Annotated in this window: 24 protein-coding genes and 2 pseudogenes; 19 read left to right on the plus strand and 7 right to left on the minus strand. The window is 59.5% G+C overall.

What is annotated here, in order from left to right; genetic code table 11:
• The first annotated feature begins 233 nt into the window (after positions 1 to 233).
• Both fadD2 and fadD1 read left to right on the plus strand, forming a co-directional pair.
• Complete coding sequence (gene fadD2 / locus KGB20_RS09960) at positions 234 to 1,922, plus strand: long-chain-fatty-acid--CoA ligase FadD2 (protein WP_154860409.1); 1,689 nt, start codon at positions 234 to 236, stop codon at positions 1,920 to 1,922.
• A gap of 379 nt (positions 1,923 to 2,301) precedes the next feature.
• Positions 2,302 to 4,002 carry a long-chain-fatty-acid--CoA ligase FadD1 gene (fadD1, locus tag KGB20_RS09965; protein ID WP_090457395.1) on the plus strand — a complete coding sequence of 567 codons (1,701 nt, stop codon included), beginning with the start codon at positions 2,302 to 2,304 and terminating at the stop codon, positions 4,000 to 4,002.
• Positions 4,003 to 4,229: 227 nt separating this feature from the next.
• Here the strand turns inward: fadD1 and KGB20_RS09970 are convergent, their stop codons facing one another.
• Positions 4,230 to 4,607 carry a hypothetical protein gene (locus KGB20_RS09970; RefSeq protein WP_057713562.1) on the minus strand — a complete coding sequence of 126 codons (378 nt, stop codon included), beginning with the start codon at positions 4,605 to 4,607 and terminating at the stop codon, positions 4,230 to 4,232.
• Between the two features lie 355 nt (positions 4,608 to 4,962).
• Between KGB20_RS09970 and KGB20_RS09975 the strand changes: the two genes are divergently transcribed.
• Together KGB20_RS09975 and def are read left to right on the plus strand one after the other, a co-directional pair.
• Entirely contained in the window at positions 4,963 to 5,922 is a 960-nt protein-coding gene (locus KGB20_RS09975; protein WP_057713563.1) for a YihY/virulence factor BrkB family protein, read from the plus strand.
• A 2-nt stretch (positions 5,923 to 5,924) separates the two neighbouring features.
• Positions 5,925 to 6,464, plus strand: a complete 540-nt coding sequence (def, locus tag KGB20_RS09980; protein WP_150813272.1) for a peptide deformylase — start codon at positions 5,925 to 5,927, stop codon at positions 6,462 to 6,464.
• A 123-nt stretch (positions 6,465 to 6,587) separates the two neighbouring features.
• Here the strand turns inward: def and KGB20_RS09985 are convergent, their stop codons facing one another.
• Complete coding sequence (locus KGB20_RS09985) at positions 6,588 to 7,007, minus strand: GNAT family N-acetyltransferase (protein WP_150813271.1); 420 nt, start codon at positions 7,005 to 7,007, stop codon at positions 6,588 to 6,590.
• 328 nt (positions 7,008 to 7,335) lie between these two features.
• Here KGB20_RS09985 and KGB20_RS09990 point away from each other — a divergent pair, with 328 nt between their 5' ends.
• The 6 genes and pseudogenes from KGB20_RS09990 to KGB20_RS29270 form a co-directional block, all read left to right on the plus strand.
• Positions 7,336 to 8,277: a fatty acid desaturase gene (locus KGB20_RS09990; RefSeq protein WP_154860408.1), complete on the plus strand. Its 942-nt coding sequence runs from the start codon at positions 7,336 to 7,338 to the stop codon at positions 8,275 to 8,277.
• A gap of 140 nt (positions 8,278 to 8,417) precedes the next feature.
• A complete protein-coding gene (locus tag KGB20_RS09995; RefSeq protein ID WP_154860407.1) occupies positions 8,418 to 9,209 on the plus strand; it encodes a phosphate/phosphite/phosphonate ABC transporter substrate-binding protein in 792 nt (263 codons plus the stop codon).
• Positions 9,210 to 9,348: 139 nt separating this feature from the next.
• Complete coding sequence (locus tag KGB20_RS10000) at positions 9,349 to 9,897, plus strand: sigma-70 family RNA polymerase sigma factor (protein WP_154860406.1); 549 nt, start codon at positions 9,349 to 9,351, stop codon at positions 9,895 to 9,897.
• Positions 9,894 to 10,907, plus strand: a complete 1,014-nt coding sequence (locus tag KGB20_RS10005) for an ABC transporter substrate-binding protein (protein WP_154860405.1) — start codon at positions 9,894 to 9,896, stop codon at positions 10,905 to 10,907. The genes KGB20_RS10000 and KGB20_RS10005 overlap by 4 nt, the downstream gene beginning before the upstream one ends.
• A gap of 629 nt (positions 10,908 to 11,536) precedes the next feature.
• Positions 11,537 to 12,310 (plus strand): annotated as a pseudogene (locus KGB20_RS29265) (PAS domain-containing protein); the annotation flags it as partial.
• Positions 12,311 to 12,448: 138 nt separating this feature from the next.
• Positions 12,449 to 12,856: pseudogene (locus KGB20_RS29270) on the plus strand (methyl-accepting chemotaxis protein); the annotation flags it as partial.
• Positions 12,857 to 13,085: 229 nt separating this feature from the next.
• Here the strand turns inward: KGB20_RS29270 and KGB20_RS10015 are convergent.
• Entirely contained in the window at positions 13,086 to 13,724 is a 639-nt protein-coding gene (locus KGB20_RS10015; RefSeq protein WP_154860402.1) for a glutathione S-transferase family protein, read from the minus strand.
• Positions 13,725 to 14,164: 440 nt separating this feature from the next.
• On the opposite strand from KGB20_RS10015, the gene KGB20_RS10020 reads away from it, so the two are divergent.
• Positions 14,165 to 14,413, plus strand: coding sequence for a DUF6124 family protein (locus KGB20_RS10020; protein ID WP_057713571.1), 249 nt, complete (start codon positions 14,165 to 14,167; stop codon positions 14,411 to 14,413).
• 190 nt (positions 14,414 to 14,603) lie between these two features.
• Here the strand turns inward: KGB20_RS10020 and KGB20_RS10025 are convergent, their stop codons facing one another.
• On the minus strand, positions 14,604 to 15,635 hold the full coding sequence (locus KGB20_RS10025; protein ID WP_154860401.1) for a LacI family DNA-binding transcriptional regulator: 1,032 nt from the start codon (positions 15,633 to 15,635) through the stop codon (positions 14,604 to 14,606).
• 215 nt (positions 15,636 to 15,850) lie between these two features.
• Between KGB20_RS10025 and KGB20_RS10030 the strand changes: the two genes are divergently transcribed.
• Both KGB20_RS10030 and KGB20_RS10035 read left to right on the plus strand, forming a co-directional pair.
• On the plus strand, positions 15,851 to 16,384 hold the full coding sequence (locus KGB20_RS10030; RefSeq protein ID WP_090457379.1) for a gluconokinase: 534 nt from the start codon (positions 15,851 to 15,853) through the stop codon (positions 16,382 to 16,384).
• Positions 16,385 to 16,465: 81 nt separating this feature from the next.
• Positions 16,466 to 17,818 carry a GntP family permease gene (locus KGB20_RS10035; protein WP_015096544.1) on the plus strand — a complete coding sequence of 451 codons (1,353 nt, stop codon included), beginning with the start codon at positions 16,466 to 16,468 and terminating at the stop codon, positions 17,816 to 17,818.
• A gap of 180 nt (positions 17,819 to 17,998) precedes the next feature.
• Here the strand turns inward: KGB20_RS10035 and alaC are convergent, their stop codons facing one another.
• Entirely contained in the window at positions 17,999 to 19,216 is a 1,218-nt protein-coding gene (gene alaC, locus KGB20_RS10040; RefSeq protein WP_057713575.1) for an alanine transaminase, read from the minus strand.
• Positions 19,217 to 19,355: 139 nt separating this feature from the next.
• Between alaC and KGB20_RS10045 the strand changes: the two genes are divergently transcribed.
• From KGB20_RS10045 to KGB20_RS10055, 3 genes are all read left to right on the plus strand, one after another.
• Positions 19,356 to 20,018 carry a LysE family translocator gene (locus KGB20_RS10045; protein ID WP_057713576.1) on the plus strand — a complete coding sequence of 221 codons (663 nt, stop codon included), beginning with the start codon at positions 19,356 to 19,358 and terminating at the stop codon, positions 20,016 to 20,018.
• Positions 20,019 to 20,084: 66 nt separating this feature from the next.
• Positions 20,085 to 20,570 (plus strand): GyrI-like domain-containing protein, encoded by a 486-nt coding sequence (locus KGB20_RS10050; protein ID WP_090457378.1) that lies wholly within the window; start codon positions 20,085 to 20,087, stop codon positions 20,568 to 20,570.
• A gap of 97 nt (positions 20,571 to 20,667) precedes the next feature.
• Entirely contained in the window at positions 20,668 to 21,156 is a 489-nt protein-coding gene (locus KGB20_RS10055) for a GNAT family N-acetyltransferase (RefSeq protein WP_154860400.1), read from the plus strand.
• A 153-nt stretch (positions 21,157 to 21,309) separates the two neighbouring features.
• On the opposite strand, the gene KGB20_RS10060 is transcribed toward KGB20_RS10055, so the two are convergent.
• Complete coding sequence (locus KGB20_RS10060; RefSeq protein ID WP_090457375.1) at positions 21,310 to 21,795, minus strand: GNAT family N-acetyltransferase; 486 nt, start codon at positions 21,793 to 21,795, stop codon at positions 21,310 to 21,312.
• A gap of 141 nt (positions 21,796 to 21,936) precedes the next feature.
• On the opposite strand from KGB20_RS10060, the gene KGB20_RS10065 reads away from it, so the two are divergent.
• The 3 genes from KGB20_RS10065 (at position 21,937) to KGB20_RS10075 (ending at position 24,010) form a co-directional block, all read left to right on the plus strand.
• Positions 21,937 to 22,362, plus strand: a complete 426-nt coding sequence (locus KGB20_RS10065; protein ID WP_154860398.1) for a YybH family protein — start codon at positions 21,937 to 21,939, stop codon at positions 22,360 to 22,362.
• 66 nt (positions 22,363 to 22,428) lie between these two features.
• The gene (locus KGB20_RS10070; RefSeq protein ID WP_057713581.1) at positions 22,429 to 22,773 is read left to right on the plus strand and encodes a YciI family protein; all 345 of its coding nucleotides are present in this window, start codon (positions 22,429 to 22,431) and stop codon (positions 22,771 to 22,773) included.
• A gap of 1 nt (position 22,774) precedes the next feature.
• Positions 22,775 to 24,010 carry an RNA polymerase sigma factor gene (locus KGB20_RS10075; RefSeq protein ID WP_154860397.1) on the plus strand — a complete coding sequence of 412 codons (1,236 nt, stop codon included), beginning with the start codon at positions 22,775 to 22,777 and terminating at the stop codon, positions 24,008 to 24,010.
• Positions 24,011 to 24,214: 204 nt separating this feature from the next.
• Here KGB20_RS10075 and KGB20_RS10080 read toward each other — a convergent pair whose 3' ends face one another.
• Entirely contained in the window at positions 24,215 to 25,069 is an 855-nt protein-coding gene (locus KGB20_RS10080) for a LysR family transcriptional regulator (protein ID WP_154860396.1), read from the minus strand.
• Positions 25,070 to 25,140 lie beyond the last annotated feature (71 nt).

Genomic DNA, 25,140 nt, shown 5'->3' on the forward strand with positions numbered 1-25,140 from the left:
CATGAGGCTGCCTGGTCGCAAACAGCTCGTTGCAGTTTATAGCGCATCCTTGGCCGGGCGTCTGATCAGCCTACGCCACGGCAAGAAGATTCATACGGTCAATGACGGCCGTGGGCATATTTGCCTGCTACGTCATAACTGCTAGTGTCCGTGAAGCTCCGCTTTTTGCATTTTTTTTGAAAAATGACAGAAAAGTGGCCCCGGATAGATTCAGGTCAAAGAGGACAAGAACAATGCAACCTGATTTCTGGAATGACAAACGCCCGGCCGGTGTACCCCTGGATATCGATCTGGGAGCCTACAAGTCGGTGATCGAGGTGTTCGAGCGTTCCTGCAAGAAGTTTGCTGACCGCCCGGCGTTCAGCAACATGGGCGTGACCCTGACCTACGCCGAGCTGGAGCGCCAGAGCGCTGCCTTCGCCGGCTACCTGCAAGCCCACACCGACCTGGTGGCGGGGGACCGCATCGCGGTGCAGATGCCCAACGTCCTGCATTACCCGATTGCCGTGTTCGGTGCCTTGCGCGCCGGGTTGATCGTGGTCAACACCAATCCGCTGTATACCGCGCGGGAAATGCGCCATCAGTTCAAGGACTCCGGTGCCCGGGCGCTGGTGTACCTGAACATGTTCGGGCAGAAAGTCCAGGAAGTACTCTCCGACACCGATATCCAGTACCTGATCGAAGCGAAGATGGGCGACCTGATGCCCACCGCCAAGGGGTGGCTGGTCAACACGGTGGTGAGCAAGGTCAAGAAGATGGTCCCGGACTATTCCTTGCCCCAGGCCGTTTCCTTCAAGAGTGCGCTGCGCATGGGCCGTGGCCTGGGCATCAAGCCGTTGAAGGTCGGCCTCGACGACATCGCCGTGCTGCAATACACCGGCGGCACCACGGGCCTGGCCAAGGGCGCGATGCTGACCCACGGCAACCTGGTGGCGAACATGCAGCAGGCACGGGCCTGCCTCAGCCAGTCGGCCAGCGACGGGCAACCGCTGCTGCGCGAAGGCCAGGAAGTGATGATCGCGCCGCTGCCGCTGTACCACATCTATGCCTTCACAGCGAACTGCATGTGCATGATGGTGACGGGCAACCACAACGTGTTGATCACCAACCCACGGGACATCGCCGGCTTCATCAAGGAACTGAAGAACTGGCGGTTCTCGGCGTTGCTGGGGCTGAACACATTGTTCGTTGCGCTGATGGATCATCCGGACTTCAAGACCCTGGACTTCTCCAGCCTCAAGCTCACCAACTCCGGCGGCACTGCGCTGGTCAAGGCCACCGCCGAGCGTTGGGAACAACTGACCGGTTGCCGCATCACCGAAGGTTACGGCCTGACCGAAACTTCGCCGGTGGCCTGCACCAACCCCTATGGCGACCAGTCGCGGATCGGCACGGTCGGCCTGCCGGTGCCAGGCACCACGCTGAAAGTCATCAATGATGACGGTGTCGAACAACCGTTGGGCGAACGCGGCGAGCTGTGCATCAAGGGCCCGCAGATCATGAAGGGCTACTGGCAGAAACCTGATGCCACGGCCGAGGTGCTGGATGCCGAGGGTTGGTTCAAGTCCGGTGACATTGCGGTGATCGACCCGGATGGCTTCGTGCGCATCGTTGACCGCAAGAAGGACATGATCATTGTTTCGGGCTTCAATGTGTACCCGAACGAAATCGAAGACGTCGTGATGGCTCACCCGAATGTCGCCAACTGTGCGGTCATCGGTGTGCCCGACGAGCGGTCGGGGGAGGCGGTGAAGCTGTTTGTGGTGGCCCGTGAAGCAGGGGTCAGCCTTGAAGAGCTGAAGGCTTATTGCAAGGAGAACTTCACGGCGTACAAGGTACCCAAGCACATCGTGCTGCGGGAGTCCCTGCCGATGACGCCGGTGGGCAAGATCCTGCGACGGGAGTTGCGTGATATCGCCTGATCGGTGAATGGCCGATCCTTGTAGGAGCGAGCTAGCTCGCGATGGACGTCAAGATAACGCGCGCTGTCTGAATAATCGCGTTGCCCGGACGTTTTTCGCGAGCAAGCTCGCTCCTACAGGTTTAAGCGAAAGCCCCGGATTTCGGGGCTTTCAGAGGTGTATAGAATTTTTGCTCTAAAATGACCAATCGCTAGTCTTGAGTCACAAATGTGACCGTAGAGGCCGCTTTTGGCTCTAGTCGACCCTTGGCAAAGCTGCTACTCTCGGCGCGCTTTGTGACTTCTCGGCCTTCTATCAGCCAGATTCACCAATGACCAAACACCAATAATAATCGCATCAAATGCGGTGCTGAATTCGCGTTGCTGAGGAGTGGGCTTCCATGATCGAAGACTTTTGGAAGGATAAGTACCCAGCTGGGATTGCTGCCGACATCAATCCCGACGAGTATCCGAATATTCAGGCAGTGTTGAAGCAATCCTGCCAACGCTTCGCCAACAAGCCGGCATTCAGCAACCTGGGCAAGACACTCACCTACGGTGAGCTGTACGAATTGTCCGGTGCGTTTGCCGCTTACCTGCAACAGCATACCGATTTGCAACCCGGCGATCGAATCGCCGTGCAACTGCCCAACGTGTTGCAGTACCCGGTAGCCGTCTTCGGTGCAATCCGCGCCGGGCTGATCGTGGTCAACACCAACCCGCTCTACACTGCGCGGGAAATGGAACACCAATTCAACGACTCCGGTGCCAAGGCCCTGGTCTGCCTGGCCAATATGGCGCACCTGGCGGAAACCGTGGTGCCGAAAACCGGCGTCAAGCACGTGATCGTCACCGAAGTCGCCGACCTGCTGCCGCCACTCAAGCGTCTGCTGATCAACAGCGTCATCAAGTACGTGAAGAAGATGGTGCCGGCCTATCACTTGCCCAAGGCCGTCAAGTTCAACGACGTGCTGAGCAAAGGCCTGGGCCAGCCAGTGGCGGAAGCCAACCCGGCCAGTGGTGACGTCGCGGTACTGCAATACACCGGCGGCACCACCGGCGTGGCCAAGGGCGCGATGCTGACCCACCGCAACCTGGTGGCGAACATGCTGCAGTGCAAGGCGCTGATGGGCTCCAACCTCAATGAAGGTTGCGAGATCCTGATCACGCCGCTGCCGCTGTACCACATCTATGCGTTCACCTTTCACTGCATGGCAATGATGCTGGCGGGCAACCACAACATCCTGATCAGCAACCCGCGCGATCTGCCGGCGATGGTCAAGGAACTGTCGAAGTGGAAGTTCAGCGGCTTCGTTGGCCTGAACACGCTGTTCGTGGCCCTGTGCAACAACGAAGGCTTCCGCAAGCTGGACTTCTCCGCGCTGAAAGTCACCTTGTCGGGGGGCATGGCCCTGCAACTGGCCGCGGCCGAACGCTGGAAAGCGGTGACCGGTTGCGCCATCTGCGAAGGCTACGGCATGACCGAAACCAGCCCGGTGGCGACGGTGAACCCGATCCAGCACATCCAGGTCGGCACCATTGGCATTCCGGTACCGTCGACCCTGTGCAAAATCATCAATGATGCCGGTGTCGAGCAGCCGCTGGGCGAAATCGGCGAGCTGTGCGTGAAGGGGCCGCAGGTCATGAAAGGCTACTGGCAGCGCCAGGAAGCCACGGATGAAATCCTCGACAGCGAAGGCTGGTTGAAGACCGGCGACATCGCACTGATCCAGCCCGATGGCTTCATGCGCATTGTCGATCGCAAGAAAGACATGATCCTGGTGTCCGGTTTCAACGTGTACCCGAACGAGCTCGAAGACGTGCTGGCCACTCTGCCGGGCGTGCTGCAATGCGCGGCCATCGGTGTGCCGGACGAAAAGTCGGGCGAGGCGATCAAGATTTTCATCGTTGCCAAGCCGGGCGTGACCCTGACCAAGGAACAGGTGATGGAGCACATGCGCGCCAACGTCACCGGCTACAAGGTCCCGCGCTCCGTGGAGTTTCGCGATGCACTGCCGACCACCAACGTCGGCAAGATCCTGCGTCGTGAATTGCGCGATGAAGAGCTGAAGAAGATCAACGCGAAGAAAGCCACCGCGTAATCAACAAAAAGCCCCGCAAATGCGGGGCTTTTTTGTTATTGACAGGTAAATCTTCTTTGGCTGTCAGGGCGTCTTCGCGAGCAAGCCCGCTCCCACATTTGATCCGGTTCTTCCAGGAGGAATGCGGTCAAATGTGGGAGCGGGCTTGCTCGCGAAAAAGGTACAGACAACGCGGGCATCCAGGCACCCCGCGTTATCGTTTACGTCCATCGCGAGCAGGCTCGCTCCTACAAGCGAAACGGCGCGAAGTTGACGTTGGTGCCTGCCGGGCGCATGTCCTGCAGGAAGGAGTCCTTGTCGGCGCTCAGTTCCAGGCTCAATGCCGCCTTGCGCTTGCCTTCATTGCGCACCACCAGGCCTTCGAGCTTCTCACGCAGGAACACGGTCGGCACTTTCAGGTGCAGCAGTTCGTCGGTGTCCGGTGTGTGCATCAGCAGGTGAATCCACTCGTACTGACCCACGGCCAGGCGCGATACCGGGATGTCGAACCACCAGATATTGCGGTTGCGGTTCAATTCGGTGAAGTGGCAGTTGTTGACGCCAAGCACAGCACCGCCGAGTTCCTGGTTTCTGCGGGCAATGGCCTGCTTTTTATCGAGTTTCATAACGTTCCTACGGGATTGGATCTTCAGCGCCAAGGCCTGAATGTGTTGCGCATTCTCAAGGGTTGGCCCGCAAACATAAAGCGCAACCTGCACTGAACGATGAAATGTCGTGGTGAAAATAAATGAAACTCCCTGCAAAAGCCCCCGGTCAACCTTGTGTAACGACTTTCCTGCATTGAAATGTCTTTAATGAAAAGAAGACGCGGCCATCTTCAGATGGCCGTTTTTGTGTCAGCCTGAACTTGCACGCCGAATTTGTTTCAAAGTCGCCAACTGGGCTACCTTGATGAAAGAAAACAGCCCCTGAGTCGCCACGACTTCACCCCAAATCCGTATGCGGCGAATGGAGACGCTAATGATTTTCCCGGACATGAGAGGCTTGCCCCTGCACCGTGTGATGATGCGCACGGTCACCGAGTTCATCGCCGACGAGATGTCGACCTATGCCTCGGCGTTGGCCTATCAAATGCTCTTTTCGCTGTTTCCGTTCATTCTGTTTCTGATCGCCCTGATCGGCTTCCTGCATCTGCCCGACTTTTTCTCCTGGCTGCGCCTGCAATCGGAACTCGTATTGCCGCCACAGGCGCTGGAGCAGGTCAACCCGGTGATCGACCAGCTTCAGCAGTCCAAGGGGGGGCTGCTGTCAGTGGGTATCGTGATTGCGCTGTATACCGCCTCCGCCGGTGTGCGGCTGATGATGAGCGCGATGAACGCAGCTTACGACGTGGTTGAAGGGCGCCCGCTGTGGAAACGCTTTCCGTTGTCGATCATCTACACCGTCGGCATTGCCGGCATGCTGCTGATCGCCGCAGCGCTGATGGTGCTCGGACCGCAGGTGATGAGCTGGATCGCTGCGCAAGTCGGCCTTGAGTACTTCATCGTCACCCTCTGGACCATCGCGCGCTGGCCGGTGATCGTGATTCTGCTGATGGTCGCGGTGGCGTTGATCTACTACGTCATGCCCGACGTCAAACAGGAATTCCGCTTCATCACCCCAGGCTCGGTGCTGGCGGTGGTGGTATGGATCATCGCGTCCCTGGGATTCGGTTTGTACGTCAAGGAGTTCGCCAACTACAACGCCATGTATGGCAGTATCGGTGCGATTATCGTGCTGTTGCTGTACTTCTACATTTCCGCCGCGGTGCTGCTGCTGGGCGCGGAGATGAATGCCGTGATCGAGCACATGTCACGAGAGGGCAAGGACCCTGGCGAAAAAGTGGCTGGCGAGCATGGTCCCGTCCATGAGGAAAAGCACCACGTGTCGGGGCTGGGCCGCGATCACTCACAACCGAAACCGACCATTGACGAAACCTGATCATGATTCGTGAAATTCTGAAAATGGGCGATGAGCGCCTGCTGCGCATTGCCCCGCCAGTGCCGGCCGAAATGTTTGACAGCCCCGAGCTGTGGCAGCTGATCGATGACATGTTCCAGACCATGGAAAGCGTGGGGGGCGTTGGCCTGGCTGCTCCGCAGATCGGCGTCGACCTGCAACTGGTGATCTTCGGTTTCGAGCACAGCGAGCGTTATCCGGATGCCGAGGCCGTGCCGCAGACGATCCTGATCAACCCGTTGATCACACCGCTGAGCCCGATCCTGGAAGAGGGCTTCGAAGGCTGTTTGTCCGTGCCTGGCCTGCGTGGCGCGGTGCAGCGTTACCAACAGATTCGCTACGAAGGCGTAGACCCCAAGGGGGAGCCCATCGTGCGTTTTGCCTCGGGCTTCCACGCACGGGTGGTACAGCATGAATGCGATCACCTGATCGGCCGCCTATACCCGTCGCGCATCACCGACTTCAGCAAGTTTGGCTTCACCGAGGTGATGTTCCCGGACCTGGACCCCAACGCGGACGACTGACCCAAATCCACCACAAAACCAATGTGGGAGCGGGCTTGCTCGCGAAGACGGCTTGATATTCAACACCTGAATTGACTGACCCACCGCCTTCGCGAGCAAGCCCGCTCCCACATTTGACCTTCATCAGGCTTGAGCAGGCGCCAAACCCATCGCAATCATCGGCTTGCTACGCGCGTATCGGCTCAACCGTTCAACCATCGCGTAAGGCATCGGCGGATCGAAAGTAAACCCGCGCCGCTCATAAAACCCCCGCAAATCCGGATGACAGAACAACCACACCGGCTGTTCGCAATCCTTCACCGCTGCCGCAATCAACCCGGCGGCAAGTCCTTGTTCGCGACAGGCCGGATCGACAAACAACCCGGTCAGCCAATGCCCGCCGGACACCGGACGCAAACACAGCGCGGCAACTATCTGGTCACGTCGGGCCACCCACAACTGCGCGTCGCGCACGGCTTTCATCGACGATTGGTGAGCGCGGTAGAACTTGTTCATCAATGGCCATAAAGGCTCGTCGAGCAGGGTGTATCGGGTCTCGGGCATGGTTTTGGACTGTCGGTAGGCAAAGCGGGCGATTATAAAAGAACGCGCGCGCCGGGATAGGTGTATACCTGATCTCACATCCCCATGAGTGGAGTACGCATCATGTCCAAAGGTATGGATTCAAAGAAATCGACGAAAAAGAAACCGGTGAAAACCGCCATTGAAAAGCGCGCGGACAAGAAGGCCAAAAAAGTTGGCGTATTCGGTCACTGATCCGCGTTGATTGATCGCTCCCATGCAACATGGGAGCGATCCTCCTGAAAATAATCTGCAAGATTTCCCAAGGCCATTGCACAGAAGGGGACTGGTCCCCGATCTGAGCAACGCCATGCCCCATTACTTTGATAGCGCCCACCAAGAAGAAATCGAAACCCTGCGCCGACGTTTCACCGCGCGCAGCGAATGGCCGACCTGGTTGCTGTTGATCGGTGTGTATGGCGGCTGGTTTGGCATCGCGTTGAACAGCCATCGATTGGGTTTATGGTGGAGCACGCTGTTGCTGACTCCATTGCTGGTGCTGTGGTTATCCGTGCAACACGAACTGCTGCACGGTCATCCCACGCGCTGGCCAACCCTGAACAAAATCCTTGGCTACGCGCCGTTTGCCGTCTGGTATCCGTACACCCTGTATCGCGACAGCCATTTGCAGCATCACCGCGACGAGGACCTGACGATCCCCGGTCGCGATCCGGAAAGCCGTTACTTGAGCGCCGGGCAGTGGCAGGGCAGTTCACCGCTGGTGCGCAGCCTGCACTGGCTGAACAAAACCGTGCTCGGTCGTTTTTCCCTGGGGGCACCGCTGGCCTTGCTGGCATTGGCCCGTGAAGAGCTGCAACGCCTCAGGGCAGGCGAGCGCCAGGCTTGGCTGATGTGGTTGAGTCACGGCTTGCTGACCGGGTTGATGCTGCTGTTCATCGCGAACTTCAGCCTGTTGCCGGTTTGGCATTACCTGTTTTTGATCAGTGTGCCGGCGCTGTCGATCGCCATGATTCGCTCCTACTATGAACATCGACCTCATGCCGCGCCGGAGCAGCGCACGGTGCTCAATGAAGCGGCGTGGCCGTGGCGCTGGCTGTTCCTGAACCTCAATTTTCATCTGGTGCACCACGAGTTGCCGGGGTTGCCCTGGTACGACTTGCCCCGCGCCTACAGGGCCCGCCGCGAGCAATGGCTGGCGCGTAGCGGCGGGTTTCTGGTGCGGGGTTATGGGCAGTTGTGGCGTGAACATGGAGTCAAAGCCATCGACAGCCCGAGGCATCCGTTTTACTGATTTGCTAACAACACCATCCCCTGTGGGAGCGGGCTTGCTCGCGAATGCGATTGGACATCCGACATCTGAGTCGACTGACACGCCGCATTCGCGAGCAAGCCCGCTCCCACATTGGAAATTTGCCGCATGGGACTGTTTCGATGACCCAACACTTCGCCGAACTGCTGATGTACACCGCCCCCGAACCCATCCACCAGGCCAACGAACGCTGGCTGGCGCGAATCCTCGAGCACCTGGGCGACACCCGCCGGGATGCCGAAGGCCTGTCACTGCTGGACTTGTGGTTGTCGCCGCAATTGTTGCTCACCCAAACCTGCGGCTATCCGCTGATGACAGCATTGCGCGGCAAGGTCCGGGTGCTGGGGCGGCCTCGTTATGAACTGCCGGACAGCAGTGGCGGCAATCATTGCAGCCTGATTCTGGGACGCATCGAAGATGCACGGCGAACCCTGCCGGAGTTTCGCGACAGCCGAGGCGTGATCAATGGCCAGGACTCCAACAGCGGCATGAATCTGCTGCGCCACCAGTTGGCGTCGTTGCAACGTGACGGGCGGTTTTTCTCTCAGGTCGGGATCAGCGGTAGCCATCGCGAAAGCCTGCGCTGGTTACGCGAAAACCTTGCCGATCTGGCGGCCATCGACAGCGTGACCTTTGCCTATCTGGCACGCCACGCCGCAGAAGAAGTGGCCGGTTTGCGCGTTATTGCCCGCAGCGCGCTCAGTCCTGCCTTACCGTTCATTACTGCCGCGACGGTCACGGATGAGCGGGCTGAGGAGCTCCTGCAGGTGATGAACCTGGCGTTGCGCGAGCTGCCGGAGGTTGCCCAAACCCTCGGTTTGCCAGAGGTACTGCCCACCAACGAAAGCGACTATCAGATTGTGCTCGACTACCAGCGTGAGGCCGAGGTGCTGGGGTATGGGGATTTGCGATAGCGGCCTGTCAGGTGTTCCTTTTAATTCCATTAGAGAATATAAAAATAAGCTTTAAATATTATTAATGAATAAGGCTCCTTGCTAGGATTCGCCTCACCGGACCACCGGACATTCAGCGACCCCTAACCCAGGAGCCCCTATGTCCGGCGCCGATATTCTTCATCGCAAACAGGTGGACGGATTGTTCCGCGCCCACTACCTCTGGCTCTGCACACGCCTGCGTCAGTCCCTGAACGATGCCGCCGCTGTCGAAGACATTGCCTGCGAAACCTTCGTGCAACTGCTGCAGGCCCCTGGCCTGACGGCAATCCGTGAACCCCGTGCGTTGCTCACCACCATCGCCCAGCGCCTGCTCTATCAGCGTTGGCGTCGAGGTGACCTGGAGCGCCAGTACCTTCAACAACTGCAACAGACCGAGTCGATCCACGCCCAATCGCCGGAAGAACTGGCCCAGGTGTCCCAGACCCTGACCCGTGTGGATCGCACTCTTCAGCGGCTACCCGGCAAAGTCCGCTCGACCTTCCTGTTGTCACGGATCGACGGCCTGACCTATCCGCAAATTGCCGCTGCGCTGGGCATCTCCCTGCGTTCCGTCAGCGACTACATGACCCGCTCCCAGGCCCTGTGCGACCGGCACAGCGCCAACCAATCCCTGAACCGTCCCCTCCAGAACAAGAGGTCCGCATGAGATCGATCAAAACCCTGCTCGGCAGTTCGTTGCTGGTCCTGAGCCTGTTGTCCCACCCGGCATCGGCCACGGAAAAAGCGGCACCTATTCACTTTGGTGACATCACTTGGGAAAGTGGCAGCCTTATCACCGAAATCCTGCGCCTGATCGTTGAAAAAGGTTACGGCTATCCGACCGACACGCTGCCGGGCAGCACCGTCAGCCTTGAAGCAGCGCTGGCCAAAAACGACATCCAGGTCATCGGTGAAGAGTGGGCCGGACGCAGCCCTGCCTGGGTCAAGGCGGCGGCGGAGGGCAAGGTGTTCGGCCTTGGCGATACGGTCAAAGGCGCCACCGAAGGCTGGTGGGTGCCGGAGTACGTGATCAAGGGTGATCCGGAGCGCGGCATCAAGCCCTTGGCCCCGGAGCTGAAATCCGTTGCCGACCTGGCGAAGTACAAGGACGTGTTCCGTGACCCCGAAGACCCGAGCCGCGGACGCTTCCTCAACAGCCCGACCGGCTGGACTTCGGAAATCGTCAACAGCCAGAAACTCAAGGCCTATGACCTGACCGCCAGCTACGTCAACTTCCGCACGGGGTCTGGTGCCGCACTGGATGCCGAGGTGGCGTCGTCGATCCGCCGTGGCAAACCGGTGCTGTTCTACTACTGGTCGCCGACACCGCTGTTGGGGCGGTTCAAACTGGTCAAACTCGATGAACCACCATTCGATGCCGAAGCCTGGAAAACCCTGGCCGATGCCAACAACCCGAACCCCAAAGGCACGCGCTCGATGCCAGCCAGCCTGGCCATTGGCGTATCGGCACCGTTCAAGGCGCAATACCCGGACCTGGTGACGTTCTTTGAAAAGGTCGATTTGCCGATTGATCTGTTGAACCAGACCTTGGGCCAGATGAGTGAAAAACGGCAAAAACCGCGGGAAGTCGCCGAAGCGTTTTTGCGTGAGCAGCCGCAGGTATGGAAGGGGTGGGTGCCGGGAGAGGTGGCCACCAAGGTAAGTGCCAGCTTGTAGTTTGTTCTGAAAGTTCTGCAGTGTTTGAGCTGCAACCATTCGCGAGCAAGCCCGCTCCCACATTGAATCTGTGATTTCCACAAAACCTGTGGTCACCGCCGATCCCCTGTGGGAGCGGGCTTGCTCGCGAATGGTCTACAGCCTTAAGCCAATTCGGCAGCCAGCGCCGCGCTCACTACCGACCGCTGATCTGTCTTGTTCTCCGAGTATTTCCCCCCTCGACAAGCCGCTGAACCGATTTTGTCCTCAATAGTGGCAGACTAGTGGCCTTGCAAGCCCGAGGTTGCTGTCTATGATCAGGTGTAACTAACTATATCGACCCTCATGAGGTGGTCGATGTCTGGTCGCAAGAGTGCGCAATCGAAGGCACCAACACTTGATGGCAAGGAGCTGTCCGCTAAATGGAATTTGTTGTGAATCTGTTAGGGCTGGCCCGCATGCGGGCTATCAAGAGAAGGATGTCTTGATGAGCGTGTCGCTGTAAGGACCCTCCGATTGAACATCATTTATCACCTGACTAGTCCTTCTTTTTGGAGGGATGCGTGTGCCTGTTCCACGGAGCGTAGTGGTGGATTTGAAAAACCTGCAACGTTCATCAATCAAAAAACCGCGCGGAAGGTGATACGACAATGTTCAACCTACATCACAAGGCCGACCTGCTGGAAATTGAACGGTTCAGCTGCGCGCTGACTGAGGCTAATGCCAAGTTGGCGGCGATCAGTCATTCGATGGCGATGATTGAATTCACTCCGGACGGCATCGTCATCGATGCCAACGAAAACTTTTGCAATGCCGTGGGCTACAGCGCTGACGAAGTGCGCGGCAAACATCACCGGGTCTTTTGTGAAGAACAGTATTACCGCAGCGATGAGTACGCCAAGTTATGGCGTGACCTGGCGCGGGGCGAGCCGCTGAGCGGGACCTTTTTGCGCTTGCACAAGAGTGGCCGGGAGATCTGGCTCGAAGCCAGTTACATGCCGGTGTTGGGCCCCGACCGGCAGGTGAAAAGTGTGATCAAGGTGGCCACCGACATCACCGCACGGATCAACAAGGAACACGAAAACGAAAGCAGGCTCGCCGCGATCGGCCGCTCGATGGCCGTGATCGAATTCACACCCGAAGGCAAGGTCATCACCGCCAACGAGAACTTCCTGAAAACCATGCAGTACTCGCTCAACGAAGTGGTGGGGCAGCATCACAGCCTGTTCTGCCACCGTGCCGAAGCCGAGTCCCAGGGTTACCGGAATTTCTGGGCTTCGCTCAACCGCGGCGAATATCACTCCCATCGTTTCGAGCGCAGGAACAAGCAAGGTCAGACGGTATTCCTGGAAGCCTCCTACAACCCGTTGTTCGACGCCAAGGGGCGGTTGTACAAGGTGGTCAAGTTCGCCAGCGATATCACCCACCAGATGACCACCCTGCAAACCGCCGCAGAATCGGCCCACAGCACTTCGGTACAAAACGACGTCTGCGCGCGCAAGGGGTCCGAGGTGGTGCAGCAGACGGTGCAGATCATCCAGGACATTTCCCGGGACTTGAACGAGGCGGCTCTGAGCATCGACGCCGTGAGCAAACAGTCCGACATCATCGGCACCATCGTGCAGACCATTCGCGGCATTGCCGATCAGACCAACCTGCTGGCGCTCAACGCGGCGATCGAAGCGGCCCGTGCCGGAGAGCACGGGCGCGGGTTTGCGGTGGTAGCCGATGAAGTGCGCAGCCTTGCGGCGCGCACCAGTCAGGCGACGCTGGAGATTGTCGAGGTGGTGCGCAAGAACCACGATTTGTCGCTCAGCGCGGTGTCGAGCATGCAATCGAGTCTGAGTCGAACCGGCCTCGGAGTTGAATTGGCGAACGAGGCAGGGGAGGTGATTCTGGAAATCCAGCAGGGCTCGCGGCATGTGGTGGATGCGATCAGTCAGTTCAACTCGACATTGCAATTGAACTAGTCGCGGTAACTGCGATGGTCGATAACGCGTGTTTTCTGGATATACGCGGCGCTCTTGCATCCATCGCGAGCGAGCTCGCTCCTACAAAAAACGCCGACCCACTGTAGGAGCGAGCCTGCTCGCGATGGACGTCAACGATAACGCGTGAAAGCTGGTTGAACGCGGTGTTCTCAGGTCCTTCGCGAGCAAGCTCGCTCCTACAAAAAACAGCGCGGCATTTTGCGGCTCCTCAAGGCAAGCCGTTGCAGCCGTGCTTGAGGAAACCCGGACGCTGCGCCAGGCGCTGGAAATATTCATCGACGGTGGGGTAGTCAGGCCGGTCGATCGGCGTCATCAGCCAGCGATTGACCGACAAACCGATGACAACGTCGGCCAAGGTAAAGTGTGGTCCGGCGACATACGCCTTGGTGGTTGCGAGTTGATGTTCGAGGATGCCCATTTTCTGGTTCCAGCTACGGATGCCGACTTCAAGGCTATGCGGGTCCTGGAATTCAGGGTCCTTGCGCACCAGTGCCATGAACGGGTATCTCCAGGACGGATTGAGCTCGGTGGCTTGCCAGTCCATCCACTGCTCCACCCGAGCGCGGGCGGCCGGTTCGATGGGCAGCAACTCGCTGTGATGGTGGTGGTGTTTGCCAGCCAGATAGCGGCAGATGGTATTGGATTCCCACAACACGCCGGCTTCATCGATGATCACCGGAACCTGTGCGTTGGGATTGAAGCGCAGGAACTCGGGGCTGTGGGTGGACGCGAAACCACTGCCCCAGTCCTCGCGTTCGTAGGCAATACCCAGCTCCTCGCAAGTCCACAGCACTTTTCGGACGTTGATGGACGAGGCTTTGCCGAGAATCTTCAGTGCATGTTCCATTTTGCTACTCCGTCAGCGAATCATGGCGTCGGGAATTCATAGTGTGCCTGCCGACGGCTGACATCAAGTCTGCAGGATCCGCAGGACCAGACGTAAACCTGTAGGAATGGTCCGTAGGCAAGGGGTATCAGAGGATTTCCGCAGTCAGTGATTTCTTGCGGAATTACCTACGACTACGCCAGAATCCGCCGACTTGTGCGCCTGGTATCCGGACTCGTATTGTTCCGTGTCGCTGCAAATTCAGCGATCGGGTTTCGCAGCCCGGGTATCTCTAGACGCATAGCGTCCACCGTTCGTGATCGAATCACGTTATGGCGGCTGTGCGTGGGAGACCTTCGGGTCTACCGGGTTCTAGAGTCCCGGTCTGCGACCCGCGTACAGCTGCCACCCCTTCGTATCGCAGCGAATCGTGGCAGCTCCATCACTCTAGGAGCATTGCCATGTTCAAACCCACGCCCAACCCCCCACGCAATCCCAGCCCCATGTTCTCCATCTCGCCTGGCATCAACAACGAAACGCTGTTGGCGCACGCCTGTGAATCACTGGCCTCGGCGAGTGTCATGACCAATGACTTCGCTGCTTTTCTGGAAGGCAGCCATCGCAACACGGCGCTGGCGATTGCACAGATCATCATGCTGGCCGAGCTGGCGGTGAATCGGGTACTGGATAACCTCGATCCGCAGGATTGAACACTGAGCGGGGGCGAGAGGCTTTCCCTGTGGCGAGGGGGCTTGCCCCCGTTCGGCTGCGGAGCAGTCGTAACCCAGTTCACGGGTTTTACCTGTATGACTGCGGCGTCTGTTTTTGGGGCTGCTTCGCAACCCAACGGGGGCAAGCCCCCTCGCCACAAAATCTGACTTCACTGCGGGTGTGTCGTGCTTACGTGCTTTCGCGCACCTTCAACTCAAACCCCATGTCCTGCACCGGTTTGGCCACGGTATTGCCGGCCATCAGCGTGAGCATCTGCTCCGCCGCGCGACGGCCGATGGCTTCGCGGGGGGTGTTGATGCTGCTCAGGCGCGGGACCATGTGTTCGGACATGGGCAAGTCGTTGAAGCCGAGGATCGCCACCTGTTCGGGAATCTTGATCTTGTTGCGCATGGCTTCGAGCAGGGCGCCCTGGGCCAGGTCGTCGTTGCCGAAGAAGATCGCATCGACGTCCGGATGACTGGCCAGCAGTTGCAGGAACAACTCACCACCGAGGCCGACGGAGGAGGAGCGGGGCGTCAGCACTTCCAGGTCCGGGTCATACCGACCGGCCTTTTGCAGGGCTTTGCGGAAGCCTTCGCCGCGCAACAAGGTGCGCTGGTCCAGCTGCGCGCCGATGTAGGCCAGGCGCTTGCGGCCGCGGGACAGCAAGTGTTCGGCAGCCGTTTCGCCGGCCGCCAGTTGCGAAAAGCCAACGCAATTGAGCCCGGCGGCGCTGTCCAGTTCCATCATGTACACGCAAGGAATATTGCTGGCTTCGATCATCCGCCGCGAACTTTCGGTGCGGTCGAAACCCGTCAGCAATAGGCCGCGCGGTTGATAGGCCATGTAGTTGCGCAGCAGGTTTTCTTCTTCATCGCGCGAATAATGGAAGTTGCCGATCAGCACTTCGAAGCCCTTGGGGCGCAAAACCCGATGAATGGCTTCCAGGGTGTCAATGAACAGCAGGTTGGACAGCGACGGCACCAGCACCACGACTGACTGGCTCTGGGCCGAGGCCAAGGCGCGGGCAGCAGGGTTGACCACATAGTTGAGTTCCAGCGCCGCTTTCTGCACCTTTTCCACAAGTTCAGTGGCCACGGTGCTGACGCCACGCAAGGCGCGGGAGGCGGTGATCGGGCTGACGCCGGCCAGTCGGGCAACTTCGTTCAGGGTAGGGCGGCCAGTGGTGCGAGTATTTTTATCGTTCTTGGTTGTGTTCATCGACGGCTTGCCAAACAAAATTCAAGGTACTAAGGTAGCGCTGTCTCGATGCAGCTGCAAATGCGTGAGCGAGGGTTCGCCTGATCCTTGCTTTTTGGTGTTGGGACCTAACCTGCTGCAACCCATAAAATGACAAGAAAGGCGTCGGCAACTTCTGCTTTTGGTCTAGTGTCATAACTGGCAAAGGTAGCGCTGTCTGCGCGCTGAGGTGTTACATGAATCATCCCATCACCGCCCTGGTCATCATGGGCGTTGCCGGTTGCGGCAAGACGTGCGTCAGCGAGGCCCTGTGCCATTTGAGCGGCGCCACTGCCATTGAAGGCGACTCTTTTCACCCTGCCGCCAATATCGAAAAGATGAGCGCGGGGATTCCCCTGAACGATGAAGACCGTGCCGGCTGGCTCGACAGCCTGTGCGATGAACTGCGCCGTGTCGACGCCAAGGGCCAGCGCCCGGTGCTGACCTGTTCGGCTCTCAAGCACGTCTATCGTGAACGTCTGCGCAGTGCCTTGCCGGGCCTGGGCTTTGTGTTCCTTGAGTTGACCCCCGAAGTCGCCGCCGACCGTGTCTCCCATCGGCCGGGCCACTTCATGCCGTCGACCCTGATCGACAGCCAGTTCGCGACCCTCGAATCGCCCGTCGGCGAGCCATTGACCCTGGCGCTGGATGCTTCGACCTATAGCGTCGAGCAACTGGCGGCGCAGGCTCATGCCTGGTGGCAGGCGAACGGCCTGAAACAGGCGGTATGACTGTGCTCGCAAAGACAGCGCTGTCCTCACGACTTCTGATCAACCCGCTTTAATAACAACAACAACCAGGAGACACCCCTAATGTTTGGCATGTCCCACGAGACGTTCCTGCTGCTCGATGCAGTGGTCACGGTGATCGGGCTTATCGTCCTGATCACCAAGTTCAAGTTGCACCCATTCCTCGCACTGATCATCGCCGCCGCCTTCCTCGGGCTGACCTCCGGCATGCCGATCGGCACCATCATCAAGGCGTTCCAGGACGGCTTCGGTGGCGTGCTTGGTTTCGTCGGCATCATCCTGGCGCTGGGTACGATGCTCGGCAAAATGATGGCCGAATCAGGCGGTGCGGATCAGATTGCGCAGACGTTGATCCGCGCCTTCGGCAAGGACAAGGTGCAGTGGGCGATGATGTTCGCCGCGTTCCTGGTCGGCATTCCGCTGTTCTTCGAAATCGGCTTCGTGCTGCTGATTCCGCTGGTGTTCATCGTGGCCCGTCGCACCGGCGTGTCGATCATCAAGATCGGTATCCCGCTGCTGGCCGGTCTGTCCGCCGTACACGGCCTGGTGCCGCCGCACCCGGGTCCGCTGCTGGCCATTGGCGTGTTCGGTGCCGACATCGGTAAAACCATTCTGTACGGCCTGATCGTTGCGTTGCCAACCGCCATCATCGCTGGCCCGATCTTCGGTACGTTCATTGCCAAGCACATTCCCGGTCATCCGAACCAGGAGCTCGTGGATCAACTGGCGCGGGAATCGGATTCGGCCGATCTGCCGAGCTTTGGCATCACGCTGGTGACCGTGCTGCTGCCGGTGTTCCTGATGCTGCTCAAGACGTTTGCCGACGTGGTGCTGCCCGATGGCAACATCTTCCGCGCTTTCATGGACCTGATCGGTCACCCGATTTCGGCGTTGCTGCTGGCGTTGCTGCTGTCGCTGTATACCTTCGGCTACAAGCAGGGCATCGGTTCCAGCCAAATGATGAAATGGCTGGATGCCAGCCTCGCGCCGACCGCCGCGATCATCCTGATCATCGGTGCCGGTGGTGGCTTCAAGCAGATGCTGGTGACCAGCGGCGTGGGTGACGTGATCGGCCACATGGCGGTGAACGCACAGATCTCGCCGATCCTGCTGGCCTGGCTGGTGGCGGCGGTGATTCGTATCGCGACCGGTTCAGCGACCGTGGCGACCATCACTGGCGCCGGCATCGTGGTGCCGGTGGTGGGGATGATTCCGGGTGTGAACCGTGAGCTGCTGGTGCTGGCCACCGGTGCAGGCTCCCTGATCCTGTCCCACGTCAACGACGCCGGTTTCTGGTTGGTGAAGCAGTACTTCAACATGACCGTGGCCGAAACCTTCAAGACCTGGACCGCGATGGAAACCATCCTCTCCGTGGTTGGCCTGGGCTTTATCCTGTTGTTGTCGCTGTTCGTCTAAGCGATTCGACAGACACAAAAAAACCGCAGCGATGCGGTTTTTTTGTGGGTGATCGATTTCAAGGTGAACATAGAACAAATGTGGGAGCGGGCTTGCTCGCGAAAGCGTCGTATCAGTAAACGAAGATGTTGTTTGATACACCGCATTCGCGAGCAAGCCCGCTCCCACAGGGGATATGTGTCAGGCGTTGGTTTTCGGTGCCAGCCCATCCGCCCTGAACATCCCGCGAATCCCGCGTACGGCCTGACGAATCCGGTCCTGGTTTTCGATCAGCGCGAAGCGCACGTGATCATCACCGTACTCGCCAAACCCGACGCCCGGCGAGACACACACCTTGGCTTCGGCCAGCAGTTTCTTGGCGAACTCCAGCGAGCCCAGGTGCGCATAGGCCTCGGGAATCTTGGCCCAGACATACATCGACGCTTTCGGGTTTTCCACCATCCAGCCCAGTTCATGCAGACCCTTGACCAGCACATTGCGCCGCTGCCGATACTGCTCGGCGATGTCGCGCACGCATTGCTGATCGCCTTCAAGCGCAGCGATGGCCGCCACTTGCAGCGGAGTGAAGGTGCCGTAGTCGTGGTAGCTCTTGATCCGCGCCAGGGCATTGACCAGTTCCGGGTTGCCGACCATGAAGCCAATGCGCCAGCCGGCCATGTTGTAGCTCTTGGACAGGGTGAAAAACTCCACCGCAATGTCCTTGGCCCCGGGCACTTGCATGATCGACGGGGCTTTCCAGCCGTCGTAGACGATGTCGGCGTAGGCCAGGTCGTGTACCACAAGCACGTCGTACTGCTTGGCGAGGGCGATCACTCGTTCGAAGAAATCCAGCTCCACGCACTGGGCGGTCGGGTTGGACGGGAAACCGAGGATCATCATCTTCGGCTTCGGGATCGAACCGCGAATGGCCCGCTCCAGTTCAGCGAAGAAATCCACGCCCGGCACCAGCGGCACCGACCGCACCTGGGCGCCGGCAATCACGGCACCGTAGATGTGAATCGGGTAGCTCGGGTTGGGCACGAGCACGGTGTCGCCCTGATCCAGGGTGGCCAGCATCAGATGCGCCAGGCCTTCCTTGGAACCGATGGTGACAATGGCCTCGCTTTCCGGGTCGATGTCGACCTCGTAGCGGTCCTTGTACCAGTTGGAAATCGCCCGGCGCAGGCGCGGAATGCCCTTGGACGTCGAGTAGCCGTGGGTGTCTTCGCGCTGGGCCACCGTGACGAGTTTTTCGACGATGTGCGGCGGCGTGGCGCCGTCGGGGTTGCCCATGCTCAAGTCGATGATGTCTTCGCCACGACGACGGGCGGCCATCTTCAGCTCGGCAGTGATGTTGAAAACGTAAGGGGGGAGTCGATCTATGCGCGCAAAGCGGCGCGGCGAACCTTGTTCGGCCATTGTTGCCTCGGATAACGTAAGCGCCCGGAACCGTCCGAGCGACGCTGGTCACTACGGTGACCTGTGGCGGAATGTAAGGGCAGCTGTGGCAGACTGTCCAGCCTCAATGTAAACAAATTTTTCCGAAGGATAGGGTTCGATGGAATTTACCAGCGGCTTCTTGCTGAGCCTCTCGCTGTGCCTGGATATCGGCGTGGCCAACATCGCGATGATCACCCTGGCCATGCAGCGCGGCTATTTCCAGGGGTTTGCGCTGGGGCTGGGGACTTGTGTCGGCGACCTGATCTACGCGGTACTGGCACTGGCTGGCATGACCGTGTTGCTGCAATACGAAACCGTGCGCTGGGTGTTGTGGATCGGTGGCTCGGCGCTGCTTGTGTACTTCGCGGCGAAGATGATCTATTCGGCGATTCACCACGAAGCGGTGCTGGCGCAATCGGCCGAGGTGGGGCACAACTCCCATCGCAAGGAGTTCTTTCGCGGGATCTTCCTGGCCATGTCGTCGCCCAGCGCGATTCTCTGGTTCGCTGCGGTGGGTGGCACGCTGATCGCCCGTTCCGGCGGCGGTGGCGCCCTCAGTTCGGCGCTGTTTCTCGGCGGTTTTCTCTGCGCAGGGATTCTCTGGTGTGTCGGGCTGTGCTTTGCTGCGAGCCACGGCGGCAAGTTGCTCGGCGACAAGTTACTGCGTTACTCCTACATGGCATCGGCAGCGATCTTCTGCTATTTCGCGGTCTACGTGATTCTATCTGGCTATAACGAGTTTGTCGGTTCAGGCGCCGTCGAGCAATTGCACGCCCTGTAATTGGGCGAATCGGGTTTGGCTTCTATACTCCCAGCCGAACCCACTTTTTGCTCCAGGAGTTGAGCCATGGATGAGCAAACACGCGTCGAACTGGCGGAGCCACGCTTCGAACACGGACACTTCCTGCTGATTGCAGGGCTTGGCGGAACATTTACCCAACAATCCGTTCAAGGCATTCCCGAACTCTGGGAGAAACTCATCCCGCATCTGGGCCATATTCCGGGCCAAAAAGGCGAAGTCACCTACGGTGTCTGCTGCAATTTCGACGGCAAGGGCGGCTTCGATTACATCGCCGGGGTCGAGATCAGCAAGCTCGACGACTTGCCCGAAACCTACCGCTGGGTAGAAGTTCAGCCGCAGCAGTACGTGGTGTTCGAACACAAAGGACCGCTGGACACCCTGCCGCAAACCTTTCAGTACATCCATGGCACGTGGCTGCCGCAGTCCGGCCACGAGCTATTGGCGGCTCCGGAGTTCGAGCGCTACAGCGAAGACTTCAACCCCAAACTCAACACCGGCAAGCTGGAAATCTGGCTGCCGATCAAGGCATGACACCTGCACGAGAGGCGGATCAGCCGATTCGTCTCTCGATGTCCCACAGCAGCTGATTTATCATCCCCAGCCTTTCCCATGCTGATCCCGAGCTGCCATGAACACCGTCATCCGCAACGTCACCCCCGCCGATCTGGACCGCTGCTTTGCCATCGAAACCCTTGCCTATGAAGGTGACGAAGCCGCGACCCGCGAGAAAATCGCCACCCGCATCGCCACCTGGCCCGAGGGTTTTATCGTCGCTGAAGTGGACGGGGCAGTGGCCGGTTTCATCAATTCCGGGGCGGCGTTTCAGGTGGAAATGTCGGACGAGGCGTTCAAGGAACTGATCGGCCACGACCCGGCCGGGCCGCATGTGGTGATCATGTCGGTGGTGGTGCACCCGGATTATCAGGGCCAAGGCCTGGCCAAACTGCTGATGGGCGAGTTCATCGAGCGTATGCGTGGGATGGGCAAGGTCACCATCAACTTGATGTGCAAGGAACGGCATATTCCGTTGTATGCCGGGTTCGGCTTTGCCTACGTAAAACCCTCGGCCTCGGACCATGGCGGTATGGCGTGGCATGAGATGGTGCTGGCGTTGTAAGCCACACTCAGGATCCCCTGTGGGAGCGGGCTTGCTCGCGAAGAGGCCGGTACACTCGACATCTCTATTGACTGACACACCGCTTTCGCGAGCAAGCCCGCTCCCACAGGGTCGGTGTTGTGTCAGTAATGTCTGCAAAAAACTAACGCGCAGTCAAAACACCAACCCCATCCGCCGCTCATAGCCGATCCGGCCCTTGTACGCCTCGCCGCTGTCGACAAAGCCAAACCTGGCGTACAGGGCGATGGCGGCTTCGTTGTCGGCATCCACTGACAGCTCCAGCCCCCTGATTTCCGGCCAGGCCAGGCGCGCCGCCTCGGGCAGCGCTTGCAGGCAGGCCTTGCCGTAGCCCTTGCCCTGGACGCGTTGATCGACTTGCAACGCATGCAGCGTGGCGCTGTGCTCATCGGCCCAGGCCGGCAACACCGGCGGGCGCTTGAGCAGCAGGAACGCGACGGGCACATCCTCGGCCAGCAGGGCGAAGCCCTTGACGCCGGGGCCGGGCTTGGACAACAGCGTGTGCAAGGCGCCGTGGATGTCACCCGAGAATCTGATCTGTTCCGAATGCACTTCAATGGCCTCGACCTGTTGGCGCTGCAGCGCATTCAGGCTTTCATAAGGCACGAGTCGGGCTGTCACGGGAGTGTCCTTTTTCCATCACAAATGAGCCTCGGATTCTAGCGAGTTTGCTTTCCCGGATTATTTTTATTTCACCTGTCGATTCACCGGATCGCCAGACGACTAAGGGTGTCTTCACTATAAAAAACACGGAGAACCACCATGAACTCGCAAACCCAGATCCAGAATCTCATCGAGAACTATCGTCAGGCGGTCAAGGCCAAGGACATTGAAAAAGTCATGGCCCTGTATGCCGATGACATCGTCTCCTTCGACGCGGTCAAGGCCCTGCAATTCAAAGGCAAGCCGGCGTATCGCGCGCATTGGCAGGCCTGCATGGAAATGTGCCCCGGCCCGCACATCTTCGAATTCCACGAAATCACCATCGAGCCGTCCCAGGAAATTGCCTTCGCTCACTGGCTGGCACATTGCGGTGGCACCAACGACAAGGGCGAAACCCAGTCCTGCTGGATGCGCGCCACCGCTTGCTATCGGCAGGAAGCCGGGCTGTGGCAGATTGTCCACGAACATTGGTCGGCGCCGTTCGACATGACCAGCGGCGCGACGCTATTCGACCTCAAGCCCTGATCGTCGGGAAGCCGAGCCAGAATGCCAATCAGCGGCCATAGTTGATCGTTCGATAAGGAGAGCGTGATGAAGTATTTATGCCTGGTCTACAGCGATGAGCGGTTGCTGCATTCGCTGCCGGAAAGCCCGAAGGACGAAGAGTGCATGGCCTATGCCGAGTCGATCCAGGGCAGTGGCCGGATGGTCGCCGCCGAGGCGCTGGAGTCGGTGCAGACCGCCACCACGGTACGCATGCGCAACGGCAAGATGTCGATCACCGACGGGCCATTCGCTGAAACCAAGGAGCAACTGGCCGGGTTTTATCTGATCGATGCCAAGGACCTCAACGAAGCCATCCAGGTCGCCGGGAACATTCCGGCGGCCCGGGTCGGCAGTGTCGAAGTGCGCCCCGTTCGGCAGTTGAATCCTTAAGATGCCGGGGCTGCCGGTTCAGGCGCAGGTCGAGCGGGTTTATCGCGAAGAGTCGCGGCGGATTCTTGCGACCCTGATTCGCTTGCTGGGGGATTTCGACCTCGCCGAAGAGGCCTTGCACGAGGCGTTTTTCATCGCGGTCGAACGCTGGCAGCGTGACGGCGTGCCGGACAATCCGCGGGCCTGGCTGGTGTCCACCGGGCGCTTCAAGGCAATCGATGCCCTGCGCCGGCGCGCACGCTTTGCCGCGTCGCAGCCCTTGCTGATCGCGCAACTGGAGGAACTGGAGCAGGCCGACTGGAGTGATGAAGACGTGGAAGACGATCGCCTGCGGCTGATCTTCACTTGCTGCCACCCGGCCCTGGCGGCCGACGCACAAGTGCCGCTGACGCTGCGGGAAGTCTGCGACCTGACCACGGAAGAAATCGCCCGGGCCTTTCTCTCGGCCCCGGCCACCATCGCCCAGCGCATCGTGCGCGCCAAGGCGAAGATCCGCGATGCGAAAATCCCTTATCAAGTGCCGACACTCGCTGAGCTACCCGAGCGCCTGGACAGTGTATTGCGGGTGATTTACCTGGTGTTCAACGAGGGGTACTCGGCGTCCATCGGGGCAGAACTGATCCGCGAGGATTTGACCCGCGAAGCGATCCGCCTCGGCCGGTTGCTGGTGGAGTTGTTGCCGGAGCCGGAGGTGATGGGCTTGCTGGCGTTGATGCTGCTGCACGAGTCGCGCCGCCCGGCCAGGACCTCGGCGAGCGGCGAGCTGATTGTGCTGGACGAACAGGACCGTTCGCTGTGGGACGCCGGGTTGATCCGCGAAGGCTGCACGCTGGTCGAGCGGGCGCTGACCATGGGACGATTCGGACCTTATTGCCTGCAAGCGGCGATCGCGGCGGTGCACGCCGAAGCCCCGACGGCGGGGGAAACCGATTGGCCGCAGATTGTCGGTCTGTATGACGTCCTGCTGCGGGCGGTGCCGTCGCCGGTGATCGAGTTGAATCGTGCGGCGGCGATTTCGCAACGCGATGGTCCACTGGCGGGGCTGACGTTGGTCGACGCCATTCTGGAGCGGGGAGAACTGCTCGACTACCACCTGGCGCATTCGGCGCGGGCGCAATTCTGTTGGCAACTGGGTCGCAAGCAGGAGGCACGGGCGGCATGGGAACGGGCGCTGGCGTTGACCCGACAGGAGCCGGAGCGGCGGTTTATCGAAGAGCGGCTCAAGGCGTTGGAGTGATGCGACCGTTCTGACCTCATCGCGAGCAAGCTCGCTCCCACAGGGATTGATGGTGTACTCGATACTGTGGGAGCGAGCTTGCTCGCGATAAGGGCCGAAGGACCTTCACTCCAGCATTTTGCCCAGCAACCAGCTCCCACAGGGATTGATGGTGTGCTCGATACTGTGGGAGCGAGCTTGCTCGCGATAAGGGCCGAAGGACCTTCACTCCAGCATTTTGCCCAGCAACCAGCTCCCCGCCGGCCCCGGCGGATTCAGCCGCGACCACAACGCATCCACCGACACCGTTTTCGGCCAGCCGCGCACCACCAGTTCCTGCAACGTACCGGGCCCGAACCGTTCGACCAGCCAGCGGGGCAACGGCGCCCAGCCGAATCCGCCCTGGGCCATTTCCAGCAGCATCAGATAACTCGGCGCCGACCATACGCGGCCCTTCGCCCGGCTCTCATAGGGATTGATGATGGTGGCCAGGCGCAGCTCACGGTGCTGTTGCAGTACGTCCCGGTCGATGTGGTCCAACGTCGCCAAAGGATGCGTCGAGGACACGAACAAGGCGATTTCCGTGCGTTCGTCCACCGTCGAACTGACCAGGTCCGGCGGGTAGCTGTCCTGCATTTCGGCGAAGGCAATCTGCGCCCGGCCGCTTTGCACCAGGGACATCAGGTCGTCGCATTCGGCGATCAGACACTCGAGCTCCAGGTCCGGGTAACGCTGCTCGAAGGCACTGAGGGCGGCTTCGAAGCGGTCCGACTGATAGGTATCGGACAGCGCCACCGTCAGCTTCGCTTCCACCCCTTGGGACAGTTGGCTGGCGGCTATTTCCAGGCGACTGGTGGCGGCCAGGATGTCTTCGGCCCGTTGCAGCATGACGTGTCCGGCCGGGGTCAGGCCGGGCTTGCGGCTGCTGCGGTCGAACAGCGTCAGGTTCAGGTCGATTTCCAGGCTGGCCACCGCCGCACTGATGGTCGATTGACTGCGGCCCAATTTGCGCGCCGCGGCGGAAAACGAGCCTTGGGTCGCGGCTTCGACAAACGCCAGTAACACTTCGTGAGAGGCCACGAACTATCGCCTTGATCGATGGTTATTGGTTATGAAGTATCGGTGTGCTGATGGATCATGGCAACCACAGT

This window comes from Pseudomonas sp. BF-R-30 (genome assembly GCF_019956175.1).
Classification (GTDB): Bacteria; Pseudomonadota; Gammaproteobacteria; order Pseudomonadales; family Pseudomonadaceae; genus Aquipseudomonas; species Aquipseudomonas jessenii.

What these genes read in the sequence shown, in the direction of transcription:
- fadD2 (WP_154860409.1), top strand. Translation starts at nt 234, where the DNA reads ATGCAACCTGATTTCTGGAATGACAAACGCCCGGCCGGTGTACCCCTG.
- fadD1 (WP_090457395.1), top strand. Translation starts at nt 2,302, where the DNA reads ATGATCGAAGACTTTTGGAAGGATAAGTACCCAGCTGGGATTGCTGCC.
- KGB20_RS09970 (WP_057713562.1), bottom strand. Translation starts at nt 4,607, where the DNA reads ATGAAACTCGATAAAAAGCAGGCCATTGCCCGCAGAAACCAGGAACTC.
- KGB20_RS09975 (WP_057713563.1), top strand. Translation starts at nt 4,963, where the DNA reads ATGATTTTCCCGGACATGAGAGGCTTGCCCCTGCACCGTGTGATGATG.
- def (WP_150813272.1), top strand. Translation starts at nt 5,925, where the DNA reads ATGATTCGTGAAATTCTGAAAATGGGCGATGAGCGCCTGCTGCGCATT.
- KGB20_RS09985 (WP_150813271.1), bottom strand. Translation starts at nt 7,007, where the DNA reads ATGCCCGAGACCCGATACACCCTGCTCGACGAGCCTTTATGGCCATTG.
- KGB20_RS09990 (WP_154860408.1), top strand. Translation starts at nt 7,336, where the DNA reads ATGCCCCATTACTTTGATAGCGCCCACCAAGAAGAAATCGAAACCCTG.
- KGB20_RS09995 (WP_154860407.1), top strand. Translation starts at nt 8,418, where the DNA reads ATGACCCAACACTTCGCCGAACTGCTGATGTACACCGCCCCCGAACCC.
- KGB20_RS10000 (WP_154860406.1), top strand. Translation starts at nt 9,349, where the DNA reads ATGTCCGGCGCCGATATTCTTCATCGCAAACAGGTGGACGGATTGTTC.
- KGB20_RS10005 (WP_154860405.1), top strand. Translation starts at nt 9,894, where the DNA reads ATGAGATCGATCAAAACCCTGCTCGGCAGTTCGTTGCTGGTCCTGAGC.
- KGB20_RS10015 (WP_154860402.1), bottom strand. Translation starts at nt 13,724, where the DNA reads ATGGAACATGCACTGAAGATTCTCGGCAAAGCCTCGTCCATCAACGTC.
- KGB20_RS10020 (WP_057713571.1), top strand. Translation starts at nt 14,165, where the DNA reads ATGTTCAAACCCACGCCCAACCCCCCACGCAATCCCAGCCCCATGTTC.
- KGB20_RS10025 (WP_154860401.1), bottom strand. Translation starts at nt 15,635, where the DNA reads ATGAACACAACCAAGAACGATAAAAATACTCGCACCACTGGCCGCCCT.
- KGB20_RS10030 (WP_090457379.1), top strand. Translation starts at nt 15,851, where the DNA reads ATGAATCATCCCATCACCGCCCTGGTCATCATGGGCGTTGCCGGTTGC.
- KGB20_RS10035 (WP_015096544.1), top strand. Translation starts at nt 16,466, where the DNA reads ATGTTTGGCATGTCCCACGAGACGTTCCTGCTGCTCGATGCAGTGGTC.
- alaC (WP_057713575.1), bottom strand. Translation starts at nt 19,216, where the DNA reads ATGGCCGAACAAGGTTCGCCGCGCCGCTTTGCGCGCATAGATCGACTC.
- KGB20_RS10045 (WP_057713576.1), top strand. Translation starts at nt 19,356, where the DNA reads ATGGAATTTACCAGCGGCTTCTTGCTGAGCCTCTCGCTGTGCCTGGAT.
- KGB20_RS10050 (WP_090457378.1), top strand. Translation starts at nt 20,085, where the DNA reads ATGGATGAGCAAACACGCGTCGAACTGGCGGAGCCACGCTTCGAACAC.
- KGB20_RS10055 (WP_154860400.1), top strand. Translation starts at nt 20,668, where the DNA reads ATGAACACCGTCATCCGCAACGTCACCCCCGCCGATCTGGACCGCTGC.
- KGB20_RS10065 (WP_154860398.1), top strand. Translation starts at nt 21,937, where the DNA reads ATGAACTCGCAAACCCAGATCCAGAATCTCATCGAGAACTATCGTCAG.
- KGB20_RS10070 (WP_057713581.1), top strand. Translation starts at nt 22,429, where the DNA reads ATGAAGTATTTATGCCTGGTCTACAGCGATGAGCGGTTGCTGCATTCG.
- KGB20_RS10075 (WP_154860397.1), top strand. Translation starts at nt 22,775, where the DNA reads ATGCCGGGGCTGCCGGTTCAGGCGCAGGTCGAGCGGGTTTATCGCGAA.